We start from the raw sequence: 22694 nt of genomic DNA on the forward strand, positions 1-22694 counted from the left end.
CCCCATGAGCAAGCGGATAGACAAAAGGACTACCCGGGCAGTCCTTTCTCATTGGTGTCGGGCGCGCTAGCCCGCCCACTCCACCAGCCGGTACTGCTTCTTGCCCCGGCGCAGCAGCAGGTAGCGGCCAAACAGCCGATCCACTGCACTTAGCCGTTCATCCTGTCTTATGGCGCCGTTGAGGCTGATGGCGCCCGCCGCCAGCAACTCCCGGGCAACCCGCTTCGAACTCGCCAGACCGCTCTCCACCAGCAGGGTCACCAGATCCGTTTCCCCCTCGATACGGCAGCTCGGCATGCCATCCTGCGCCAGCTGGGCGAGATCGCTTTCGCCGAGGTGGGCCACATCGCCGCTAAACAGCAGCTCGCCGATGCGCCGCGCCGCCGCCAGCGCCCCCTTGCCGTGTACCAGCTCGGTCAGCTCGTCCGCCAGCACCTGCTGGGCCTGCTTGCGCCCCTGCCGACCTGCATCTTCGACTTCCAGCTCCCTGATGGCCGCCAGCGACATAAAGCTGTAGTAGCGCAGGAAGCGGTAGACATCCTCGTCCGCCGTGCCGAGCCAGAACTGATGGAAGGCGTAGGGCGAGGTGAGTGCCGGATCCAGCCAGATGGCGCCCCCTTCCGTCTTGCCGAACTTGGTGCCATCCGCCTTGGTGATGAGGGGCAGCGTCATGCCATAAACCTGGGCCTGATGCAGCCGGCGGGTGAGATCCATGCCGCTGGTGATGTTGCCCCATTGATCGTTGCCGCCGATCTGCAGGGTGCAGCCGAGACGCTGGTTGAGCACGGCGAAATCCTGGGATTGCAGCAGGGCGTAGGAGAACTCGGTAAAGGAGATCCCCTGATCCGGTCGAGCCAGCCGCTGGCGCACCGATTCCCGCGCCAGCATGGCGTTGACCGAGAAGTGCTTGCCGATGTCCCGCAGAAAATCGAGGGCGGACATCTGCCCCATCCAGTCGGCGTTGTTGACCAGCACAGGGGCCGCCAGCCCCTCGCTCGCGGGCAGCAGCGCCCGGATCTGGGCGGACAGGCTGACCACCCAGCCCTGCACCCTGTCCGCGCTGTTGAGGCTGCGCTCGGTCGCCTTGAAGCTGGGATCGCCGATGAGACCGGTGGCGCCCCCCACCAGGGCCACTGGGGTGTGACCCGCCAGCTGGAAGCGGCGCAGCATCAAGAGCGGCACCAGATGACCGATATGCAGGCTGCTGGCGGTGGGATCGAAGCCACAGTAGAGGGTGCGCGCCTGGGCGAGGTGGGCGGCCAGAGCCGCCGGGTCGGACATCTGGGCCACCAGGCCGCGCTCGGTAAGATCGGTGAGCAAATGGGGGTCGATCATGGGGTCTCCAACAGCAGGGGAAAGTCGCCATACTCGCCCCTATGGCTCGGGGCGGATATGTCCCCCAGGGGACAGTTTTACCACTCTCGTGCTAGCATCCCGCCCATATCGGGGAGCCTGTCCCCGCCATCCGGAGCCCGTCGCCATGAGCCAGCCCCCCGCCACAGACTCGCTGACCCAGAGCCTGACCGCCGTCGTCGATGCCCTGCACAGCCCGGCCTTTGCGGCGGCCCTGGTGCGCCTCATCCAGCAGCAGGTGGCGTTCGACTGCGCCCTGCTGCTCGGAGTGGGGCAGCGCCCGGTCTACCTCCATGACAACCTGAGCCACCAGCGGGCCCTGCTGTTTGATCGCTATCTCACCAGCCACTTCAGCCAGGATCCCTTTATGCAGGCGCTTCAGGACGGCCTCCCCGCCGGGGTCTGGACCCTGGCGCAGGTGTCTAAGGGGCGGCTCGATCCCGAATATCGCCACCACTTCTATCAGGCCACCGGCTGGCAGGAGGAGGTGGGGCTGATCCTGCCGGTGCGTGACGGGTTCACGCTAATGCTGTTTCTGGGTCGTCTCGACAAGCGCCAGGCCCTGCGCCCGGACGAACGGGCCAGGCTAGAGGCGCTGTTTCCGCTGGTGCATTCCCTGTGCCGTCAGCAGTGGCGGGAGGCGGTACCACTGCTGGCCCAGAACCCGGCCCGGCCAGATGGTGCAGATCTGAAGGCGACGGTGGAGCAGGCCATCGCCAGCGTGGGCGGAGACAGGCTAACCCGCCGGGAGCGGCAGGTGGCGGGCCTGTTGCTGCAGGGGCTGGACACGGAGGCAATCGCCGCCGAACTCGGCATCGGCAGCGGCACTGTGAAGAATCACCGCAAGCACCTCTACGGCAAGCTGCGGCTCGGCTCGCGCGCCGAGCTGTTCAACCTCTTTCTCAACCACCTCATCACCACGCCCTTGAGCCCCCTCCCACCAGAGGAGCCCGCCCCATAACGACAACACCCCGCCGGAGCGGGGTGTTGTCTGTCAAGGGCCATGTCGTCAGATGCGGCCCTGATAGCGCAGCGGGAAGCGCCCCTGACCATCGGGTTGACCGAGGAAGGGCAACCCCTGCTTCATCTGTTCCGGCAGTGCCGGGCCCGGCTTGAGGGTGCCCTGGAACAGGTACTGGCGATTGGCCTGCAACTCCAGCTTGCCGAGTACTTGCACCGCCTCCGAACCCTGCTTGATCTCGGCCACCAGGCGGGAGTCGAGGCAGGTCAGCTTGACCTCGGGATCCCCCAGTGGCAGCTTGCCCGCCGGGGTGTCGGCCTGTGCGTCATACCAGTTGAGATTGCCGTAGAGCTCCTCACACCAGGGATTGCCCTGGGCGAACTGATCGACCTTGAGTTGCAGCTGACCCGCCGCCGTCAGGGGGAAGGGGAGGCCCATGGGCACCCGTGCCAACACCCAGGGGGCAGGTGCGTTGAGGATGATGTCACGGCCGAAGGCCGCGCCATTCCAGCCGATCACCCCCTGGCCATTGAGGCCGGCGCGCTCGCCGAAACGCAGCGACACCTCGGGAGCCAGGCGCAACAGCGACCAGCCATCGAGCTCCCAGCGCAGTTGGGTCAGGGACTCGCTGGCATATTGCAGCCGGGCAATCTGGCCGCTCCAGAGAGTACCGCTCACCCCTTCCAGCTGCACCAGGTTGGGGGGCAGAGGCAGATGGCGCACCACCAGAGTGGCGGGCAACCTGGCCAGCAGGAACATCAGATAGACCGTCAGAAACAGGACGGCAATCAGTACTTTTTGCTTCATAGAACACGACTCGACTGCAAGGATCCGGCCCAGGCGAGGCCCGATGCCATAACGGAATGCGATGCCGGAAACCGGACGGCGAATTGAACGCTTGGTGTCATTGGGGGCGGCTCAACTGCAAACGTCTGACCTTGACCAGGCCAGGTGCCAACCCCTCACGGGCCACCTCGATGATCTGCACCTGGACCCCGTATTGATCGGAGAGGGTCGCGAGCCAGAGCAGCAGATCATCGAACGGTACCGTGTCTATCCACACTTGCAGCTCCTGCCCCTGGGGTTGCAGCCGGGCAATCTTGATCTTCTGGTTGAAGGCGGTACGGTTCACCACCCCGTCCAGGGTGCCGCTGGTGTCGATTTGCCGGCCTTGGCCACCCTGCATCGCCAACACCTCCTGCCCTTTCTCTTTCAACCAGGCAAGCGTCTGCTGCTGATTGGCCACCTGCCTCTCCCGCTCGTCGATACGATTGGCGACAGGTTGCCAGATGACCCAGTAGCAAAGCCCGAGCAGCAGTATGCCGCCGCCCACCGCCACCAGCCGCTGTTCGCGGGGGCTGATGCCATGCCACCAGATTTGCAGTTTGTCCATCATGATGATTTCCCCTTCAGCACCAGCGCGCCTTCCACCTTGCCCTCGGTGCTTCGCACCTCACCCTGCTGCACCTCAAAGCGCTTGCCCGCCAGCTCACGGAAGCGCTCGATCTCGGTGAAACCCGGGGCCGTGACCTGCAACCTGAGCTCACCCCTGCCCGCATCGAAACGCAGCACCTCGGGTTTGAGGCCGGGTACCTCGGCAAACACCGGCGCCAACTCGGTCAGCAGCAGCAGGACCCCATCCTGCGGGGTCTGCCCCAGGGACTTGAGGTGCTGGGCCATCTGGCTGCGGACGTTGACGATCCGGGTCTCCCCCGGAAAGATCCGGGTATAGACCTGCCGGATCTCCGCCTTGAGGGCCTTGTCCTGCTCCGCCAGCTGATGAAGATGCACCCCGCGCTGGGTCAGCGCCACCAGCAGCAGGATCCCCGCTACCACCGCCACCTTGCGCCACTGCAGCCAATAACGGCCGTATTCGGTCTGCGGTCGATAGGGCCCCTGCAACAGGTTGGCCTGGCAAGCGAGCGCCCCTTTCGCCAGCAGCAGCATGGGCAACTCGGGATCAGCCCCCCGCCAGTTGCCGGCCGCCATGGCTGGAATGGGGGTGTGGCTATACAGGGTCACCGGCTCGGGCTGGGCCGCCAGCAACATGGCCAGCAGCGGCTCGTCGGCGACTATCCCCTGAACGGGGCCCTGACGGATCAACCACTCTGCGCCAAGCTGCAGGGCAGACCATCCCTCGGTGGCGGGTGGCAGGGCCAGCACATCCGGCAGCAGTTGCAGGGTCTTGAGACCCGCCTGCTGCAGCCACGCCAGCCACGCCTGCATCTTCGCCTTGTCCACCGCCATCAGATCCACGTCGTTCCCCTGATGAGCCAGCACCACTAGATGCAGTTCATCCACATCGGAAGCGATCTGCTCCTCGAGCAGATAGGGCAGCGCCGCCGCGGCCTGACGACTGTACTTGCCCGGCAGGCTGACCCGCCGGAAGATGAGATCGCTGCCAGGCACCAGGGTCACCACGGGGCGGCCGCCGGCACGCTCCTGCAGCTCACCCAGGGCATTGGCCGAGGCCAGGATTCCGGAGGCGATGATCTCCTGCTCCTGCGTCGACCACACCAGCCAATGCACCGGCTGCTGCGCATTGGTCCCCAGACGGATGACCAGACTCTCGCTCACAAATGATTCTCCTGCCATGCCCGCCAGCATCCTTGTCGATGGGCGAGCCGCAGCCATCGGCTGCAGTCCAGATAAGGGACGGGACAGACAGGCCAGAGGCCAGCCATCTCCCTGTTATTCTGCGCCATCGTTCAGACGACGCAGCATCACCAGCTTGTTGTCCTTGCCACGCTGGAAAACAGTCTCCAGCCGGGCCCGCACATCACCCACCTCGGCCAGCAGACGGGCCTCGAAGAAGTTGCTCTTGATGTCCAGTGCAGCATCCAGCCCCGTGATGGAGCCCGGCTGCACCGGCAGCTCGTCCGTCATCTCCTTCTTCTCCTTCCACCCCTTCTTGGGGCGACTGGTCAGCACCTGCTTGGCGTCGTCCAGCCCGATCTTGCCCTGGTAGAGCCCCACCAGCAGGGCCGCCTGCTCCGGCTTAATGGTGTTGATGTTCACCACCAGCTTGTCGCTGGGCAGGGTGCACACATAGGGGGCGAGCCGGGCGTAGAGCTCGCTGCTCACCCCGCGCACGGCCCGCAATTCGTCCGTTCCCAGCAGCCACTGGTTCGCCACCAGATAGGGGGGATTGAGCCCCTCGTAATAGGCATCCTCGGCCCCGTTGCTCGACACCAGCTGAGTATCCTTGTCGGTCCAGTCGCGGATCGCGTCGGTGAGCTGCACCGCCTCGTACTCATCCACCTCCAGCGCCTCGAGCAAGGCCCGGAACGCCTTGAACTGATAGGGCTGCGCCTCGAGATCATCGCCACTCTCCCCCTCTTTCAGGGCCAGGCTCAGGCTGTTGAGGTTGAAACAGGATTGCAGATCCCGCACCCGTCCGGACAGAGTACCGTCATCCACCGGGAAGACAGCATCCTGGCGCGCCCAGTTCTGACCCAGATTGACCACATCGGGGTCATCCTTGAAATCCTGGTTGAGCACCTTGATCACCAGCGCCTCCGCCGACATGGCATACCACCAGGCCTGCTTGCCGGCGGTGAGGTTGCTGGTCCGGCGCAACTCCAGTTGCAACCGGCCGCTCATGTTGCTGGCGATGATCACCATCACCGACAGGATGAGCAGTACCACCAGCAGGGCCATGCCCCCTTGCCGGCCCGGTGTGGTACGGGATGGGCCCCGGCTGCGCTTAACTGCCATTGTCCGCTCGCTGGCCGCCGGCCCCGATGAGGAACTGACGACGATGAAAGGTGCCGTAATCCTCCATAACGGTCGGGAAAAAACGACGATCAATTACCATTTTCAGCCCTCTGGCCGCCAGCCCCGATGAGGAACTGACGACGACGAAGGGTGCCGTAATCCTCCATGACGGTCGGGGAAAAATGACGATCAATTACCATTTTCAGCCCTCTGGCCGCCGGCCCCGATGAGGAACTGACGACGTATGGTGCCGTAATCCTCCAGATCCAGCTCCACCGCCAGCCCATGAGGCAACAGGTCGCGCTGGGTCCACTCCTCCTTCCACATCCCCTTGTCGTAGAAATAGAGTCGCAGGGCCGTCACCCCGGTCAACACCGGCTGAATGCGCGGCTCGGTGCCGATCGCGGGATCCGGATAGAGGTAGCTGAGCCGTTCCAGAGTCTGCTCCTTGAGTCGCCAACCCACCCGCTGCAAGCCGGAGCGCGGCAGCATGCCGTCCGGATTTAGCCAGCCACCGCGGATGAAGGCCATGCCCCAGTCATCACTCTGCTGGCCGAAGCGGGAGGCCGCCAGCAGCACCTTGTTGTTCTCACCATCGATGCGGCCGCTGCGCGGCACCATCTGGGTGACGTCTCGCTCCAGCAGGCTGAAGGCGAGCTGCAGTTCGGAGAGACGGACCTCCTTGCGCTTGGCCACCTCGTCGCTGGTAAGCACCCCCTGCAGCACCTGATAGGCCCCCATGCTGAGGCTGGCGAAGATGGCAATGGCCACCAGCATCTCCAGCAGGGTAAAGCCGCTCTGACGGCGCTGCGGCATCGGGCAGGCACTCATCCGCTGGCACCGGCTCCGGATCATGGGGATAACACGGCGCTTGTTCATCGGCTGATATAGGTCCGGATCATGGCCACCGGGCTCTCGGCCTTGGGCGCGGTACGCACTTCCATGTCCAGAGCCTTGAAGTTGTTGTCGCTGGTGGCGACGCCGCGATAGCGCCAGTACCAGGTCTGGCCGGCCAGCTCCTCGTTCCCTTCCACCCAGCTGTCACCCGGCCACTTGGCCTCGAGCTTCTGCTGCACCAGCTGGTTTTCCACCACCCAGGTCGCCAGCGTCTTCTCTTCCAGGTAGTTGAGGCCGGAGAGGTGTTCGCTGGCGGTCTTCATCACGGCCAGGCCGGCGATGGCAAACACCGCCAGCGCCACCATGACCTCCAGCAGCGTCATGCCGCGCGCCTTGATAGAGGGGGCTCTCACTCTTCTTCCTCTTCGTCTTCTAGCAGGGAGAGGCGACCAAACTCATCCCCCTTGACGGTGCGCAGGTACTTCTCGTCATCCACCTGCTGACTCAGGGTCAGCATGAAGGGGGTGAGTTCCCCCCCCGGGAAGACGAAGATCTGGGGCGTGCGCTCCTTCTCGTCACGGCCCTGTTCGTTCTTCTCGTCCGAGTCGGTACGCCAGCTGAAGCCCTCCAGTTCGACGGTCAGGGTCATCTCCTCCGGCAGCTGCACCTGCCCCAGGATCTTGTCGCCGGTCAGCGCCTGCCACTTGCGATCCTTGGGGTTGCGGGACATAAACTGCCAGCCGCTCTCCTCGACTCGCAGGCCCAGCAGCCGGCCATCCATCACCGAATACTCCTGCGCCTGCTGCAGGGTTGCCATGAAGCGGCGCGCCTGCTTGTCCAGCTCCCGATCCCCCCGGGCGCCCCCCATGCTGAGGGTGACGGCGGTAGCCACCAGCCCCATCAACATGGCGACCAGCAACACCTCCAGCAGGGTGAAACCCGCCTGACGATAAGGTTTCACAAGACCAGCCCCATCAGCATGGCGGCGCAACCCATCACTTATTGGAAATCCTTCAGGTTCCAGTTGCCAATGTCGTCATCGGTCCCGGCTTCCCCGTCCAGCCCCATGCTGAAGATGTCGAGCTTGCCGAACTGGCCCGGGCTGAGCAGCTGGTACGGGTTGCCCCAGGGATCCTGCGGCAGGCGCTTGATGTAGCCCCCTTCCCGGTAGCTGCGTGGCTCGGGGGACGCGGTCGGCTTGTTGACCAGGGCATCCAGCCCCTGCTCCGTGGTCGGATAGCGGTTGTTGTCCAGCTTGTACATGTCGAGGGCATTTTCCAGCGCCACTATGTCGGAGACCGCTTTCTGCTGATCTGCCTTCTCCTTGTTGCCCATCAGATTGGGCACCACCAGGCTGGCCAGGATCCCCAGGATCACGATGACCACCATGACTTCCAGCAGAGTAAAACCGGCTTGACGACGCTTGTGCATTGCTATGACTCCCTAACGAATGAGATGACGTGTGTCATCAGAAAATGATCATATTGTTGAACCACGACCGTTCGATTATGCCTGTCGGCCAATAGAACCCACGAGTTCGATTGGATTTGTGGGATCAAATAACGAAGCCTATTCGAACGCCTGATCTCACAAATTCACCATGTGATTGAGTTTGAGTGAGTGGACCGCAGGATCGATCGGATCAGGGCGGCTGGATGCCTGCATCATAGATTGACCATGTTGTTGAGCTCCAGGATCGGCTGCAGGATCGACATCACGATAAAGAGCACCACCCCTGCCATGGAAACCACCAGCATGGGCTCGAACACCCCGAGGGCGATGTTCACCTGGGTTTCAAACTCCCTGTCCTGGTTGTCCGCCGCCCGCTCCAGCATGCTGTCGAGCTCGCCGCTCTGCTCGCCGGAGGCGATCATGTGCAGCATCATGGGCGGAAAAATTTTGGTCTCATCCAGCGCCTTGCGCAGGCTGGTCCCCTCGCGCACCCGCTCGGTCGCCTCGCCGATGCGGTGGCGGGCAAAGTCGTTGGAGAGTACCTCCCCCGAGATCTTCATCCCCTCCAGCAGCGGCACGGCGCTGGCGTTGAGGATGCTGAGGGTACGGGCGAAGCGGGCAGTGTTGAGTCCCCGGCTGACCCGGCCGATGACCGGCAGGCGCAGCACCACCTGATGCCAGTGACGTCGACGCCCGGCGTCCGTCAGCCACCAGCGCCAGACAAAGCCGCCAATGAACAACAACAGCAGGAACCAGAGGCCATAGTGCTGCATCAGTTCACTGGTGCCGATGAGGAAACGGGTAGTGGCCGGCAGTTGCTGGCCCATGTGCTCGAACTGGGCCACCACCTTGGGCACCACGGCGGTGAGCAGTATCGAAATTACGCCCACGGCCACCAGGGTGAGGACGATGGGATAGATCATCGCCTGCAGCAGCTTGGTACGCATGTGCTGGCGCTGCTCGGTGTAATCGGCGAGGCGGTTGAGCACCTTCTCCAGGTGACCGGACTTCTCACCGGCCGCCACCATGGAGCGAAACAGCTGATCAAACACATGGGGGAAGGCGCCGAGTGAATCGGCGAGGGAATAGCCCTCCACCACCTTGCTGCGGACCGTGGCCACCAGGCTGCGCAGGTGGGCCTTCTCGCACTGTTCGGCCACCGCCTTGAGAGCCTCTTCGATAGTCAACCCAGCGCCCACCAGGGTCGCCAGCTGGCGGGTGATAAGGGCCAGTTCCGAGGTGGAAGCGCCACGGCGAAACAGCACGAAGCGATTGGCCTCGCGCTTCGCCTTCTCGGTGGTCTCGTTCACCTCGAGGGGGGTCAACCCCTGCTCGCGCAGCAGCTGACGCACCTGACGGGCAGAATCCCCCTCCAGCACGCCGCTCTTGTTGCGCCCCTTGCCGTCGAGCGCCTTGTATTCGAACGCAGCCATCTTAGTCTTCCCGGGTCACACGCAGCACCTCTTCGAGGCTGGTCTGCCCCTGGAGCACCTTGTCGATGCCGTCACGACGGATGCTGGGGGTATGGCCCCGGATCAGGCGCTCGATGGCGAGTTCGCCGCTGGCACTGTGGATCGCCTCGCGCACCGCCTCGTCGATCACCACCAGCTCGTGGATGCCGGTCCGGCCACGGTAGCCAGTGTGGTTGCACTGCTCACAGCCCACCGAGCGCCACATCTGCTGATCCGGCGCCAGTTCGATGCCCATGGCGATCCGCTCCTGCTCGGTGATGGGGTGCGGGGCGCGGCAATCCGGGCAGAGGGTGCGCACCAGTCGTTGGGCCAGCACCGCCAGCAAGGAGGATGAGAGCAGGAAGGACTCGATCCCCATGTCCCGCATCCGGGTGATGGCACCGATGGCGGTGTTGGTATGCAGGGTCGACATCACCAGGTGACCGGTCAGCGACGCCTGCACCGCGATCTGGGCGGTTTCGAGGTCGCGAATTTCCCCCACCATCACCACATCAGGATCCTGACGCAGGATGGCGCGCAGCCCCCGGGCGAAGGTCATGTCCACCTTGGTGTTGACCTGGGTCTGACCCACCCCTTCCAGGTCATATTCGATGGGGTCTTCGACGGTCAGGATGTTGCGATCCCGCGAGTTGATCTCGGAGAGCGCTGCATAGAGGGTGGTGGACTTGCCCGAGCCGGTCGGGCCCGTCACCAGGATGATGCCGTGGGGCTTGCGGATGAGCTCGCTGATGATGTTGCGGTTGGCCAGCGTCATGCCGAGCTGCTTGAGCTCGAGCCGCACGTTGTTCTTGTCGAGCAGTCGCAGCACCACCCGCTCACCGTAACTGGACGGCATGGTGGAGACCCGCACGTCCACGGCGCGGCCGCCGATGCGCAATGAAATGCGACCATCCTGGGGTACCCGCTTCTCGGCAATGTCCATGCGGGACATGACCTTGATGCGCGACACCAGCAGCGAGGCGAGCTTGCGATGGGGGCGCAGTATCTCCCGCAGCACCCCATCAATGCGGAAGCGAATGACCAGGGCCCGTTCGAAGGTCTCGATATGGATGTCGGACGCCTCCTCCTTGATCGCCTCGCTCAGCATGGCGTTGATGAGACGGATGATGGGGGCATCGTCATCGGCGTCCAGCAGATCTTCGCTCTGGGGCAACTCTTCGGCCAGGGCGAAGAAGTCCATCTCGTTGCCGAGATCCTCCATCAGCTGGCGCGCCTCGGAGGAGTCGCGCTGGTAATGGGCCGTCAGCAGCGTCTCAAACTCATCATGGCCAAGCTGCTCCACCACGAAGGTGCACCCCACCACCCGACGCACCTCCAGCAGGGTCTGCGGCGTCACCCCCTGGCGACAGAGCAGCACCGGGGCACCCTGGCGCTCGGTCAGGATCACTCCGAAGTTACGGGCGAAGGCAAACGGCAGTTCCGGCAAGGGGGCAGGCAGCTCGCTGCCATCGAGCTGGTAGGCGGCCATCAGGGCTTGCTCTGCACGAAGGGCTGTCCCTGCACCTGGGTTTTGGCCCCGGTGGCAGTGGACTGCTGCTGGGCCTTCATCCGCTCGATCTGCTGCTGCACCTCGGGGGACATCATCACATCCTGACCATAGGCGGGCAGCACCTGACGGGCTGGCGAAGTGGCGTACCCCTCCTCGGCCGCCAGGTTCAACTGTTCGGCACGGAACAGGGTGTATTTGTTGCTGGAAACCCCGGAATAGACGTTGGCGTCGCGCAAGATGGTCGGCCGGATAAACACCATCAGATTGCGTTTGGAGGTGGTATTGGAGGTCGAGCGGAACAGGTAGCCCAGCACAGGGATGTCCCCCAGCAGCGGCACCTTGGAGATCTGCTCCTTGGTCTGCTCGTCCATCAGGCCGCCCAGCACCACGGTTTCGCCACTCTTCACCAGCACCGCATTCTTGACGGTACGGGTATCGAAGGTGGGACCGAGGTTGGCGGTGCCGGTCGCCTGGGTCTGAGCCACACTGGAGACCTCCTGCTCGATGTTGAGCAGCACCGAGTCCCCTTCGTTGATCTGGGGCGTCACCACCAGCTTGGTACCCACCGTCTTGCGCTCTATGGTGTTGAATACCTGATCGCTGGTGGTGGAACTCTGAGAGCCGCTCTGTACCGGCACTTCCTGGCCGACGTTGAAGGAGGCTTCCTTGTTGTCCATGGTGACGATGCTCGGGGTCGAGAGGATGTCGTTCTTGGTGTTGGTGGAGAGCGCCGTCACCAGCATGGCCCAGTCCCCCTTGTAGAAGCCGGCCGCCATGCCGCTGAAATCACCGAGCAGGTTTTCGAGCCCGTCGGTGTTGCCGTTGTCGTCGTAATCCTTGCCCGCGATGATGGCGGGTCCGATGGGCAGACCGGTATTGGTGAACTGGGTGCCGCCGCCATTGGCGTTGGCCCACTGCACCCCAAGGTTGAGGCCGTCACCGTCCTGGATCTCGACGATGATCGCCTCCACCAGCACCTGGGCGCGGCGGATGTCGAGCTTGGCGATGACCTGCTCCAGCTCGGCCATGACATCAGGCTGAGCGGTGATCACCAGGGCATTGGTGGTCTCGTCGGCGGAGATGGCGAGCTGACCGCCGCCGATGCTGGCACCACCACCGGTGGCCGCCCCCCCCTTCTTGTCCGCCTCGATGCTGGAGCTGACGCCCTTGAGCACATCCACCAGATCCTTGGCCTTGCCATATTTCAGGTAGAAGACCCGGGTGTTGCCCTGACTCTGCAGATCCCGGTCGAGCTGGCGCACCATCTGGATGATGCGGGCCCGCGCCTTGGGCTCACCGCTGATCACCACGGAGTTGGTGCGCTCGTCGGCGACCACCTTGGGGGAGAGCAGCAGGGAGGCATTGGCACCCTGGTTGTTGCCATCCTTGTTGAGGTTGGTCACCAGCCGCACCATCTCGCCCGCCGAGGCATATTTCAGCTTGATGACGTCCATATCCTGGTCGCCCGCCTTGTCGACCCGGCGTACCACTTCCACCAGACGGTTGACCACGGCCGCCCGGCCGGTGATGAGCAGCACGTTGGACGGCTCGTAATGCACCACGTTGCCACCGCCAGCGTTGTCGTTGAGCTGGCGCAGCAGGGGCGCAAGCTCCCGTACCGAGACGTTGCGCACCGGTACCACCCGGGTCACCATCTCGTCCCCCACACCGGGGTTAGTATCGTCCACCACGGGAATGGCCGAAGTCTTGGCATCCTTGGAGCGCACCACCTTGAGTACGCCATTGTTCATGGGCACCACGGCGAAGCCGTAGACGTCGAGCACGCTCAGGAAGAATTGGTAGTACTGATCCTCATTGAGCAGGTCGTAGCTGCGGACGTTGATCTTGCCGCGCACCGAGGGCTCGATGATGATGGTCTTGTTCAGGTTCTTGCCGACCGTGTTGATGAACTCTTCAATGTCGGCATTCTTGAAACTGGCGGCATACTCGGTGGCCCAGGCAGAACCCGTCATCATCAAGGCAGCTGCCACCGTGGCCAGACGCCAGCCCTTCCCTTTATTTGTCATTCTTGGTGCTACTCCAATTCATTATTCTGACAAGCCGACATAAACGTCGTAGAGCTGTCCTTGCCGCTCGACGGTGACGGTCATTTCCGTGGCGCCCGCCACTTGCTGCATCGCCTGCATGGCCTGTGCGTTGTCACGCAGATCCAGGCCATTGATGCTGACCGCCAGATCGTTGGCGACCAGCCCGAGTTGATTGAACATTTCGGGATTGCTGCCCGGGTTGAGACGATAGCCGACCATGCGACCATCCACCCGGACCGGAGAAATATTGAGATAATCGGTGATCTTGCCAGGATTGCTCATCAACTCGCTGCGAACGGAAGAGAGCGCTGCCCCCTGTCGAGTCGCCTTGGGCAACGGCTTGCCATACTCTTCCCCATCCAGCATCAGGGTCTCGTCACGACCATCGCGGGCAATGATGACCCTGTCGGCAAACACCTGACGGATCCTAGCCTGAGTGCCGTCGATGTAATCCCCTATACCATAGGAGTTCTGCAGCCCGTTGTGGGCGATGATGGCGATGGATTTTGCCGGATCGGAACTGGCCAGCACCCCGTTGAGCTGGGCGTTGAGCTGGGTCTTGGGGGCATCGATCAGTGCCGCTTGGGCAGCCTTGTCGGCTTGCAGTTGCTGCGCCTTGCCAAACAGGGAGAGACGGCTGACGTTGCCGAGATCGAGGCGGGACGGTCCCGCGCCCTGGCCCGAGGTGACAGCTGGCTGCCAAGGCACGGCGCGGGAAGGCTGGGCCAGCTCGAACAGACGCCAGGTGAGCACGGCGCACTGCTGGGCCAGCAACAGCAACAGCAGCCAGAACAGAGGCTGGCTGAAACGGGAGAGTGGCACTGTCTTGCAGCGAGCCAGAAGGGAGCCCAACAAGTCATCCCTGAACGGTAGCGTCATGTTTATCAAAATATTCTGGCATCCAAATCGGTTAGCTATTGTGTACGGCAATGGACCCAGAGACAACCGACCGGATGGGATGATGCTGTGAAAATTCAGATTCCGTCACACCCCGGTTCCCCCTGTTTCTATCCCGGGGCCTGCCTCTGGTATAATCAGGCTCCCCTTTCAGCCATCCCGGAGCCGATCCATGTCGAATCCAGCACAAATCAGCCCCCTGGTCCGCCTCGACAAGTGGCTGTGGGCGGCACGCTTCTACAAGACCCGCAGTCTGGCGAGGGATCAGATCGACGGTGGCAAGGTGCATTATAACGGCCAGCGTAGCAAACCGGGCAAAACCGTCGAGGTCGGCGCTCTCGTCCGCTTCTGGCAGGGCCAGGATGAACGGGAAGTGCGGGTGCTGCAGGTCAGCGAGCAGCGCAAGGCCGCGCCCCTGGCCCAGTTGCTCTATGAAGAGACCGAAGAGAGCCTGAAAAAACGGGCCCAGAACAGCGAGGCGAGACGCTTCAACAGCCAGTTTGCCCCGAGTCCCGAGCGCCGCCCCGACAAGCAGGAGCGGCGCCAGTTGATCAAGGTCAAGCAATACTGACTCGCCTCCGTGGCTCTTTTATGACGACAGGCACAGGAATTAGTTCCTAACCAACTGTTTAACAATGTATTTATCTTTTCTCCCAGAAAATCCTAGGAAAGCATGATGAGTAACCAAGATCTCCTGTATCGCTATCTGTTCGAAGAGTACGAAGTGCGGGGGGAGCTGGTCCAGCTGGATAGTACCTATCGCCACATCGTCGATGCCCAGAACTACCCGGTACAGGTGCAGAAACTGCTGGGTGAACTGCTGGTCGCCACCAGCCTGCTGACCGCCACCCTCAAGTTTGAAGGCTCCATCACGGTGCAACTGCAAGGGGACGGGCCCGTGCGTCTGGCGGTGATCAACGGCGATCACAACCAGCAATTGCGCGGTGTCGCCCGCCATGAAGGCGATCTGCCGACTGACGACAAGCTGCAGAGCCTGATTGGCAATGGCCAGCTGGTGATCACCATCACCCCTGAAGAGGGCGAACGCTATCAAGGCATCATCGCCCTTGAGGCCGATACCCTGGCGGCCTGCCTCGAGCAGTACTTCGCCCAGTCCGAGCAACTCGCTACCCGGCTCTGGATCCGTACCGGCCACCACGAGGGCACTCCCCGCGCCGCCGGCATCCTGTTGCAGGAGTTGCCGGCCCGGAGCGAGGATCACGGCGCCGACTTCGATCACCTGATCCAGCTCACCAGCACCATCAAGGATGAAGAGCTGTTCGGCCTGGAGGCCGAAGAGATCCTCTACCGCCTCTACCATCAGGACAAGGTGCGAGTGTTCGATCCCCAGGCGATCGAGTTCCGCTGCACCTGCTCCCGCGCTCGCTGCGAAGGGGCGCTGCTGCAGATAGAAAAGGAGGAAGCGGTGGCCATGGTGCAGGAGCTCGGCAAGATCGACATGCACTGCGATTACTGCGGCACCCACTACCAATTTGATGGGATAGACATCGAAACCCTGTTCAGCGGGGCTCCCGGTAATGATGCAAACAAGTTACACTAAATAAAGGCGGGCAAAACCCGCCTTTAACTTAAATAACAAAAAAATACCCTATTTTATAAAGTTTGATGGCGATCGCTAAAAACTACCACCTAGGTAGTAGTATGGACGCCAGATAGAACCCTACACACCTCTGAACCCAGGAGAACATAATGACTATCGTGGTAGAACCCGCCCTGGCACAACAACTGAAACTGGACCAATACGGTATCAAAAACAGCCAGGAAATCGTTCGCAACCCTTCCTATGAGCAGCTTTTCGCAGAAGAGACCCGCCCAGACCTGGAAGGATTCGAACGTGGCGTCGTCACCGAACTCGGCGCCGTCAACGTCAATACCGGCATCTTCACCGGCCGTTCCCCAAAAGATAAATATATCGTCAAAGACGCCACTACTCAGGATACCGTATGGTGGTCTGACCAGGGCAAGAACGATAACAAGGCCATCACCCCCGAAGTGTGGTCACATCTGAAATCTCTGGTGACCAAACAGCTCTCCGGCAAGCGCCTGTTTGTGGTCGATGGTTTCTGCGGTGCCAACCCGGATACCCGCCTGGCGGTGCGCATCATCACCGAGGTGGCCTGGCAGGCACACTTCGTCAAGAACATGTTCATCCGCCCGAGCGATGAAGAGCTGAAAACCTTCAAGCCCGACTTCGTGGTGATGAACGGCGCCAAGTGCACCAACCCGAACTGGAAGGAGCAGGGTCTCAACTCCGAGAACTTCGTCGCCTTCAACATGACGGAGAAGATGCAGCTCATCGGTGGCACCTGGTACGGTGGCGAGATGAAGAAGGGCATGTTCTCCATGATGAACTACTTCCTGCCCCTGCGCGGCATCGCCTCCATGCACTGCTCCGCCAATGTGGGCAAGGATGGGGACGTGGCCATCTTCTTCGGCCTCTCCGGTACCGGCAAGACTACCCTCTCCACCGATCCCAAGCGTCAGCTCATCGGTGACGACGAGCACGGCTGGGACGACCACGGCGTGTTCAACTTCGAAGGGGGCTGCTACGCCAAGACCATCAAGCTCTCCAAGGAAGCCGAGCCGGATATCTACAACGCCATCCGCCGCGATGCGCTGCTGGAGAACGTGACGGTCGCGGCCGATGGCACCATCGACTTCGATGATGGCTCCAAGACCGAGAACACCCGGGTCTCCTACCCCATCTATCACATCGAGAACATCGTCAAGCCGGTCTCCAAGGCGGGTCATGCCAACAAGGTGATCTTCCTGACCGCCGATGCTTTCGGCGTGCTGCCCCCGGTCGCCAAGCTGACCAAGGAGCAAACCAAGTACCACTTCCTGTCGGGCTTCACCGCCAAGCTGGCCGGTACCGAGCGTGGCATCACGGAGCCGACTCCGACCTTCTCCTCCTGCTTTGGCGCCGCCTTCCTCAGCCTGCACCCGACCAAGTACGGTCAGGAGCTGGTGAAACGGATGGAAGCCGCAGGGGCGGAAGCCTATCTGGTCAACACCGGTTGGAACGGCACCGGCAAGCGCATCTCCATCAAGGACACCCGCGCCATCATCGATGCCATCCTGGATGGTTCCATCGAGCAGGCGCCGACCAAGGTGCTGCCGATCTTCAACCTGGAAGTGCCGACCGAACTGCCGGGCGTGAACCCGGCTATCCTCGACCCGCGCGACACTTATGCCGACCAGGCCGAGTGGGATGCCAAGGCACAGGATCTGGCCCAGCGCTTCATCAAGAACTTCGAGCGCTTCACCGACAACGACGAAGGCAAACGCCTGGTTGCTGCGGGCCCGCAGCTATAAGCTGCGTCCCGTCAAGGTGACAATCCCATACCGGTCAGCCTAGCTGGCCGGTATTTTTTTGGTCGATGCACAGCATATGGCTCCCGCCAAGCCTTGCCTTGCACGCGGTTGCGCGTTAGATTCAGCCAAACTTTATACAATATACAATTTTGCAACCTGCCCGTGACTCAAGCATGACCCCACCCTACAAGACCCGAACCCAGATGGTGATGGAGAACCTCCGCGGCCGGATATTGCGTGGGGAGTTTCCCGCCGGCGCCCCCCTGCGCCAGGACGCCATCGCCAAGGAGCTGGCGGTGAGCCGCATTCCAGTGCGCGAAGCGCTGATGCAGCTGGAGGCCCAGGGGCTGGTGAAGTTCGAGGCCCATCGCGGCGCCGTGGTCACCATGCTGGACGCCTCGGCCATCGAGGAGCTCTTTTATTTGCGGGCGCTGCTGGAAGCCGATACCCTGTTCCACGCCGTCGACCTGATGACGGAGGAGACCTTCGCCAAGGCGCAAGCCATCCTGGCCCAGTTTGATCTGGCGCTGGAGTCCGGCACCCAGATCGAACACTGGGCCGAGTTGAACCACAGTTTTCACGCCACCCTCTATCAGGCCGCCAATCGTCCCCAGGCACTGGATCTCATCGCCCAGATCAATCTGAGCTGCGATCGCTACGTGCGCTTCGAACTGCTGTTCGCCCAGGGTGGCGTGGACAAGGCCGAGCGCGAACACGCCCGCCTGCTGGAGCTGTGTCGCGCCCGCCGCAAGCACGAGGCAGTGGTCCTGCTCAAGCAACATATCGAGGCGGCAGGCCAGTCGATCCGACAGATCCTGGCAAGCGGCCACAATCAGTGAACACTCACATCATCACAATCTGGCAATAACGACATGAATCATTTCGAAATTATTGAAACCCGCGTCGCCCAGGTCAGGGCCACTCTGGCCACGTTGGAACTGGACGCCTTCATCGTTCCCCACGACGACGAGCACCTGGGGGAGTACATTCCTGCCTATGCCGAACGGCTGGACTGGATCACGGGTTTCAACGGCTCCGCCGGCCTCGCCATCATCATGGCGCAGCGGGCGGCCCTGTTCGTCGACGGTCGTTATACGGTGCAGGCCCGCATGCAGGCACCGGCCGAGCTGTTTGAGTTTCTTCACCTGAACGAAGATCCCCACGTCCAGTGGCTGGCAGATCAACTGCCGTCCGGCGCCCGGGTCGGCTTCGACGCCCGCCTGCACAGCCTGGCCTGGTATCAGAGTGCCAGGCCGATCTTGGCCGAGCGCGGTATAACGCTGGTACGGGTCAATGAGAACCCCATCGATCTGCACTGGAGCGATCGCCCCGCCCCGACCAAGACCCCTGTCATCCTCTACAGCGAGGAGCTGGCGGGCCAGTCCAGCCAGGCCAAGCGCGAGCTGCTGGCGGCGGATCTGCGCAAGCGCGGCCTGGATGCGGTGCTGCTGACCCAGGCCGAGCCCATCAACTGGCTGCTCAACCTGCGTGGCCGCGACGTGGAGCGACTGCCGGTGGTGCTGGGCTTCGCGGTGCTTTACGCCAACACCAGCATGGATTTCTTCGTCGACACCGACAAGATCGACTGCATCGCCTTCAGCCGCCACGTGGGGCAGGATGTCTCCGTCTATCCCATCGACAAGCTGGGTGACGTGCTGCAGCGCATCGGCGAGGATCAGCAAAAAGTGCTGGCCGACCCCAACACCGCCAACGCCTGGACCCAGCTCACCATGGAGGAGGCAGGCGCCATCCTGGTGGCGGGGCAGGATCCCACCATGCTGCCCAAGGCCTGCAAGAACGCCGTTGAGCTGGCCGGCATGCAGCGCGCCCATCTGCGCGACGGCGTCGCAGTCACCCGCTTCCTCGCCTGGCTGGATCGGCTGATCGCCTCCGGCGACTATCAGGATATGGATGAGGGCACCCTGGCCGATCGCCTGGAAGCCTTCCGTCACGAGCAGGATCACTACGTCGAGCCGAGCTTTGACACCATCTCGGCACTGGGCCCCAACGCCGCCATGTGCCACTACCGCCACACCAACGGTGTGCCTCGCCCCTTCGGTCAGGACAGCATCTATCTGGTGGATTCCGGCGCCCAGTATCTGGATGGCACCACCGACATCACCCGTACCGTCAAGGTGGGTGAGGTGACCGACGAGCACAAGGCGATGTTCACCCGGGTGCTGCAGGGCCATATCGCACTGGATCAGGCACGCTTCCCCCGCGGCACCGCCGGCATCCAGCTCGACGTGCTGGCCCGCATGCCCCTGTGGCAAGCCGGTTACAACTACGACCATGGCACCGGTCACGGGGTCGGCCACTTCCTCAGCGTGCACGAAGGCCCGCAGCGCATCGCCCCCAAGGGCAGCCTGGTGGCCCTGCAGCCGGGTATGGTGCTCTCCAACGAACCGGGTTACTACCGGGAAGATGCCTTTGGCATCCGCTGCGAGAACCTGGTGGTGGTCACCGAACTGGAGCAGATCGGCGAACTGCCGATGCTGGGCTTCGAACGGCTGACCTATGTGCCGTTCGATACCCGCCTCATCGATCGCAGCCTGCTGAGCCAGGCCGAATTCCGCTGGATCAACGACTACCACGCCGAGGTTTACCGCCGTCTGAGCCCGCTGCTGGAGGGCGAGGATCTCGCCTGGCTGGAGCAGGCGACCCGCCTCATCTGATCGCAGCAATCGAAGTTGTCCGGTGAAACAGGGCCTGCGGGCCCTGTTTCTTTACCCCTTGAGCACCACCTGAGCTGAGATCGATTCCCCCGGCTCTGCCTCCCCTGTCTGGCCTCAGAACCAGACCCGCTTGCATCAGCCTGGTGAGCCCACTACCCTGTGCGCTCTTTTTGACTGCCCCCCCGGCAGCAAGTACCACAGGAGCCCGGATGCAGCCATCCCCCCTATTACGCCTTGCCACCCACGCCGACATGCACGCCATCTGGCAGATAGACGCCGACGTCTTCGGGGAGGATGTCTACCCCGCCTTCTTCTTCCGTCAGGCCATGGATCTGTGGCCCGCCTTGCTGGTCGTGGCGGAGCTGGAGGACAGGCTGCTGGGTTATGCCCTGGGAGGCCTGGGTCAGGATCGGTCGCAGGGCTGGCTGCTCTCTCTGGCGGTACGGCCCGAAGCCCGCGGCTTTGGCCTGGCTGAGCGCATGATGCTGCGGGTGGAACAGGCACTGGCAGAAGTGCAGGTGGCGCGAGTCAGGCTGACCGTGGATCCGGCCAATCCGGCCCAGCGCCTCTATTTCCGCCTAGGTTATGCACTGTTGGCCGAAGAGCCCGGCTATTTCGGCCCGGGGGAGGATCGCCTGCTGCTGGAGAAGGCCCTGACCTGACCCGCGTTGGGGCCGGGCCACCGTTCACGCCACATAATTGGTTACACTTTGCGGGTTTAATGCGCAACCCGGTTGGCGTAGAGTGGAATACATCAAGCCGATTAATCCGATGATCGCCCAGGAGGCCCATCATGTTGAAACGTATCGCTCTCATCACCCTGCTGGCCGCCACTACCGCCATCACGGGCTGTGCCAACAGCGATGTCTACTCCGGCGATGTCTATACCAAGGATCGCGCCAAGCAGGTTCAGACCGTCAGCTACGGCACCATCCTCTCGACTCGCCCGGTGAAGATCCAGGCCGATGAAAACTCCCTGATCGGCACCATAGGCGGTGCCGTGGTCGGTGGCCTGCTCGGCAGCACCATAGGGGGGGGGCGCGGCAGCGACATCGCCGCCGCGGGCGGTGCCATCGCGGGCGCAGCTGCTGGCAAGGCCGCCGGTGACAAGCTCAATCAGGTGGATGGCGTCGAGCTCGAGATCAAGAAAGAGAACGGCGAATCCATCGTGGTGGTGCAAAAAGCCAACCCCACCTTCGTGCCCGGCGCCCGAGTCCGCATGACCCAGGGCAACGGCACCATCAACGTGGCCGTGGTGAACTGAGCTCCCCCTCAGACCATCTTCCACAAGCAAAAAAGGTGAGCCATGGCTCACCTTTTTTGCATTCAGTGAAAACCTGAACCCTCAAGAATCCAGGTGCAGCCAGGCCGCAATGGCCAGTTGCAGGCCCACGAGATCGGCGCCGTGCAGCAGGGCCGACAGCTGCTCTTCCCCCGCCTCCGCCAGCAAACGCTGCTGCACCCGAAGAGCGGGCAACCAGGCAGGGGCCTGCGCCAGGTTATCGGCGGCCTCGGCCACCAGGTCGCAACCCTGCAGCATCCCTTGCAGCGCCTGCTGCCGCTCTTCCTTCCCGCACTCCAGCCAGAGCTGCTCGTGATGCTGCCAGAGCTGCAGGCCGAGCGTGATGCAGGCCTTGCCATCGAGCCCGCCGATATCCGGCAGGGGTTGCACCGCCAGCGGCTTGCCGAGCCCCGCCAGCCGATAGCCCCGCTGCGCCTTGGATTGGGATCCCAGCCTGACCCCTCCCAGATCCGCTAGGTGCGCGGCCAACCCGAACAGGGCGCTCGCCTCACCTGACTTGAGCTCCAGCTCCAGCTCGTCGATCTCGGCACGGCCCAGGACACCGACAATCTCCCCCCGATCCCAAGCCAGTTCAATCTGTGCACCGTCGAAGGCGATCAGCCAGTGACGTCGCAGGAAGTCGGTGCTGAACTGGGCCACCAGGCGGGACTGGATCTCGTCGCGCACGGCCAGACTTGGCCAGATGTGGTCAGGGAACGCGGACAGGGTCGGCAGATCGCCGCTCACCGGGGCGTTGTATTCGGGTCTGGCGTGCAGCCCCCCGACCACCTGGCCACGGCATTTGATGGTCTGCTCGGAAAAATGGTCGCTGCGACGGATGCGCAATCCCATGTCGAGCCGGCGTAAATCCAGAGCGGGCGTATCGAAATAGACATTGCCGAGGCGGACCTGCTCAGAAGAGATAATTTCAAGTGAATTCAGAAAGTTGGAGATAAAGTCTTGAATGTTGCTGGTGACGAAAAACTTTATCTCGATCTCAGTTTGCATAGTCATTCCGGGCAGGCAGGCAACTTTGGGGGGCATGATCCGGGTCGCGAGGATATAATGCCAGCGATAGATAAGGATTAATTCACGGTTTTATTGATGGCACAGTTCGGTTATCCTGCGCCCCTCATAAAATCGTATCGAGTGTTTTTTCACCGACACAGGTTTGG

22 protein-coding genes and 1 pseudogene are annotated in these 22694 nt (G+C 62.5%); 8 read left to right on the forward strand and 15 right to left on the reverse strand.

All coding sequences use genetic code 11. From position 1 onward, the window contains the following. Nucleotides 1–66: 66 nt before the first annotated feature. The gene (gene tyrS / locus KI797_RS17670; RefSeq protein ID WP_226170387.1) at nucleotides 67–1335 is read right to left on the reverse strand and encodes a tyrosine--tRNA ligase; all 1269 of its coding nucleotides are present in this window, start codon (nucleotides 1333–1335) and stop codon (nucleotides 67–69) included. 145 nt (nucleotides 1336–1480) lie between these two features. On the opposite strand from tyrS, the gene KI797_RS17675 reads away from it, so the two are divergent. Further along, complete coding sequence (locus tag KI797_RS17675) at nucleotides 1481–2314, forward strand: helix-turn-helix transcriptional regulator (protein WP_226170389.1); 834 nt, start codon at nucleotides 1481–1483, stop codon at nucleotides 2312–2314. Nucleotides 2315–2362: 48 nt separating this feature from the next. Here the strand turns inward: KI797_RS17675 and exeN are convergent, their stop codons facing one another. From exeN to exeC, 13 genes and pseudogenes are all read right to left on the reverse strand, one after another. Then, nucleotides 2363–3121, reverse strand: coding sequence for a GspN family type II secretion system protein ExeN (gene exeN, locus KI797_RS17680; protein ID WP_042648208.1), 759 nt, complete (start codon nucleotides 3119–3121; stop codon nucleotides 2363–2365). Between the two features lie 97 nt (nucleotides 3122–3218). Continuing rightward, a complete protein-coding gene (exeM, locus tag KI797_RS17685; protein WP_005327455.1) occupies nucleotides 3219–3710 on the reverse strand; it encodes a GspM family type II secretion system protein ExeM in 492 nt (163 codons plus the stop codon). Further along, nucleotides 3707–4891 carry a GspL family type II secretion system protein ExeL gene (gene exeL, locus KI797_RS17690; RefSeq protein WP_226170392.1) on the reverse strand — a complete coding sequence of 395 codons (1185 nt, stop codon included), beginning with the start codon at nucleotides 4889–4891 and terminating at the stop codon, nucleotides 3707–3709. The genes exeM and exeL overlap by 4 nt, the downstream gene beginning before the upstream one ends. 114 nt (nucleotides 4892–5005) lie before the next feature. Next, the gene (exeK, locus tag KI797_RS17695) at nucleotides 5006–6031 is read right to left on the reverse strand and encodes a GspK family T2SS minor pseudopilin variant ExeK (RefSeq protein WP_042648206.1); all 1026 of its coding nucleotides are present in this window, start codon (nucleotides 6029–6031) and stop codon (nucleotides 5006–5008) included. Beyond that, nucleotides 6021–6098 (reverse strand): annotated as a pseudogene (locus KI797_RS17700) (type II secretion system protein GspJ); the annotation flags it as partial. The pseudogene KI797_RS17700 and the gene exeK, both read right to left, overlap by 11 nt. Before the next feature lie 122 nt (nucleotides 6099–6220). Further along, a complete protein-coding gene (gene exeJ / locus KI797_RS17710) occupies nucleotides 6221–6847 on the reverse strand; it encodes a GspJ family T2SS minor pseudopilin variant ExeJ (protein WP_226173162.1) in 627 nt (208 codons plus the stop codon). Nucleotides 6848–6906: 59 nt separating this feature from the next. Then, entirely contained in the window at nucleotides 6907–7266 is a 360-nt protein-coding gene (gene exeI, locus KI797_RS17715) for a GspI family T2SS minor pseudopilin variant ExeI (protein WP_043128621.1), read from the reverse strand. Nucleotides 7267–7277: 11 nt separating this feature from the next. Beyond that, nucleotides 7278–7829 carry a GspH family T2SS minor pseudopilin variant ExeH gene (gene exeH / locus KI797_RS17720; RefSeq protein WP_005327465.1) on the reverse strand — a complete coding sequence of 184 codons (552 nt, stop codon included), beginning with the start codon at nucleotides 7827–7829 and terminating at the stop codon, nucleotides 7278–7280. A gap of 38 nt (nucleotides 7830–7867) precedes the next feature. Beyond that, nucleotides 7868–8299, reverse strand: coding sequence for a GspG family T2SS major pseudopilin variant ExeG (gene exeG, locus KI797_RS17725; RefSeq protein ID WP_005327466.1), 432 nt, complete (start codon nucleotides 8297–8299; stop codon nucleotides 7868–7870). 233 nt (nucleotides 8300–8532) lie between these two features. Next, nucleotides 8533–9753 carry a GspF family T2SS innner membrane protein variant ExeF gene (gene exeF, locus KI797_RS17730; RefSeq protein ID WP_005327468.1) on the reverse strand — a complete coding sequence of 407 codons (1221 nt, stop codon included), beginning with the start codon at nucleotides 9751–9753 and terminating at the stop codon, nucleotides 8533–8535. Between the two features lies 1 nt (nucleotide 9754). Continuing rightward, nucleotides 9755–11260 carry a GspE family T2SS ATPase variant ExeE gene (gene exeE / locus KI797_RS17735; RefSeq protein ID WP_005327470.1) on the reverse strand — a complete coding sequence of 502 codons (1506 nt, stop codon included), beginning with the start codon at nucleotides 11258–11260 and terminating at the stop codon, nucleotides 9755–9757. Beyond that, the gene (exeD, locus tag KI797_RS17740; protein WP_041204980.1) at nucleotides 11260–13308 is read right to left on the reverse strand and encodes a GspD family T2SS secretin variant ExeD; all 2049 of its coding nucleotides are present in this window, start codon (nucleotides 13306–13308) and stop codon (nucleotides 11260–11262) included. The genes exeE and exeD overlap by 1 nt, the downstream gene beginning before the upstream one ends. Nucleotides 13309–13329: 21 nt before the next feature. After that, nucleotides 13330–14181: a GspC family type II secretion system variant ExeC gene (exeC, locus tag KI797_RS17745; RefSeq protein ID WP_041204977.1), complete on the reverse strand. Its 852-nt coding sequence runs from the start codon at nucleotides 14179–14181 to the stop codon at nucleotides 13330–13332. A gap of 217 nt (nucleotides 14182–14398) precedes the next feature. Here exeC and hslR point away from each other — a divergent pair, with 217 nt between their 5' ends. The 7 genes from hslR to KI797_RS17780 all read left to right on the forward strand — a co-directional run bounded on the left by hslR (nucleotide 14399) and on the right by KI797_RS17780 (nucleotide 21501). Then, nucleotides 14399–14797, forward strand: a complete 399-nt coding sequence (gene hslR / locus KI797_RS17750; RefSeq protein ID WP_043128526.1) for a ribosome-associated heat shock protein Hsp15 — start codon at nucleotides 14399–14401, stop codon at nucleotides 14795–14797. A 105-nt stretch (nucleotides 14798–14902) separates the two neighbouring features. After that, nucleotides 14903–15787 carry an Hsp33 family molecular chaperone HslO gene (gene hslO, locus KI797_RS17755; RefSeq protein WP_041204975.1) on the forward strand — a complete coding sequence of 295 codons (885 nt, stop codon included), beginning with the start codon at nucleotides 14903–14905 and terminating at the stop codon, nucleotides 15785–15787. A 149-nt stretch (nucleotides 15788–15936) separates the two neighbouring features. Further along, the gene (gene pckA, locus KI797_RS17760) at nucleotides 15937–17562 is read left to right on the forward strand and encodes a phosphoenolpyruvate carboxykinase (ATP) (RefSeq protein WP_226170395.1); all 1626 of its coding nucleotides are present in this window, start codon (nucleotides 15937–15939) and stop codon (nucleotides 17560–17562) included. Nucleotides 17563–17735: 173 nt separating this feature from the next. Then, on the forward strand, nucleotides 17736–18401 hold the full coding sequence (locus KI797_RS17765) for a GntR family transcriptional regulator (protein WP_226170397.1): 666 nt from the start codon (nucleotides 17736–17738) through the stop codon (nucleotides 18399–18401). A gap of 33 nt (nucleotides 18402–18434) precedes the next feature. Beyond that, nucleotides 18435–20237: an aminopeptidase P family protein gene (locus KI797_RS17770; RefSeq protein ID WP_226170399.1), complete on the forward strand. Its 1803-nt coding sequence runs from the start codon at nucleotides 18435–18437 to the stop codon at nucleotides 20235–20237. Between the two features lie 209 nt (nucleotides 20238–20446). Continuing rightward, nucleotides 20447–20899 (forward strand): GNAT family N-acetyltransferase, encoded by a 453-nt coding sequence (locus KI797_RS17775; RefSeq protein ID WP_218410076.1) that lies wholly within the window; start codon nucleotides 20447–20449, stop codon nucleotides 20897–20899. A gap of 131 nt (nucleotides 20900–21030) precedes the next feature. Next, a complete protein-coding gene (locus tag KI797_RS17780; RefSeq protein ID WP_005327494.1) occupies nucleotides 21031–21501 on the forward strand; it encodes an outer membrane lipoprotein in 471 nt (156 codons plus the stop codon). Between the two features lie 81 nt (nucleotides 21502–21582). On the opposite strand, the gene KI797_RS17785 is transcribed toward KI797_RS17780, so the two are convergent. After that, the gene (locus KI797_RS17785; protein ID WP_218410075.1) at nucleotides 21583–22527 is read right to left on the reverse strand and encodes a CYTH domain-containing protein; all 945 of its coding nucleotides are present in this window, start codon (nucleotides 22525–22527) and stop codon (nucleotides 21583–21585) included. Between the last annotated feature and the right edge of the window lie 167 nt (nucleotides 22528–22694).

This window comes from Aeromonas media (assembly GCF_020423125.1).
Classification (GTDB): Bacteria; Pseudomonadota; Gammaproteobacteria; order Enterobacterales; family Aeromonadaceae; genus Aeromonas; species Aeromonas media.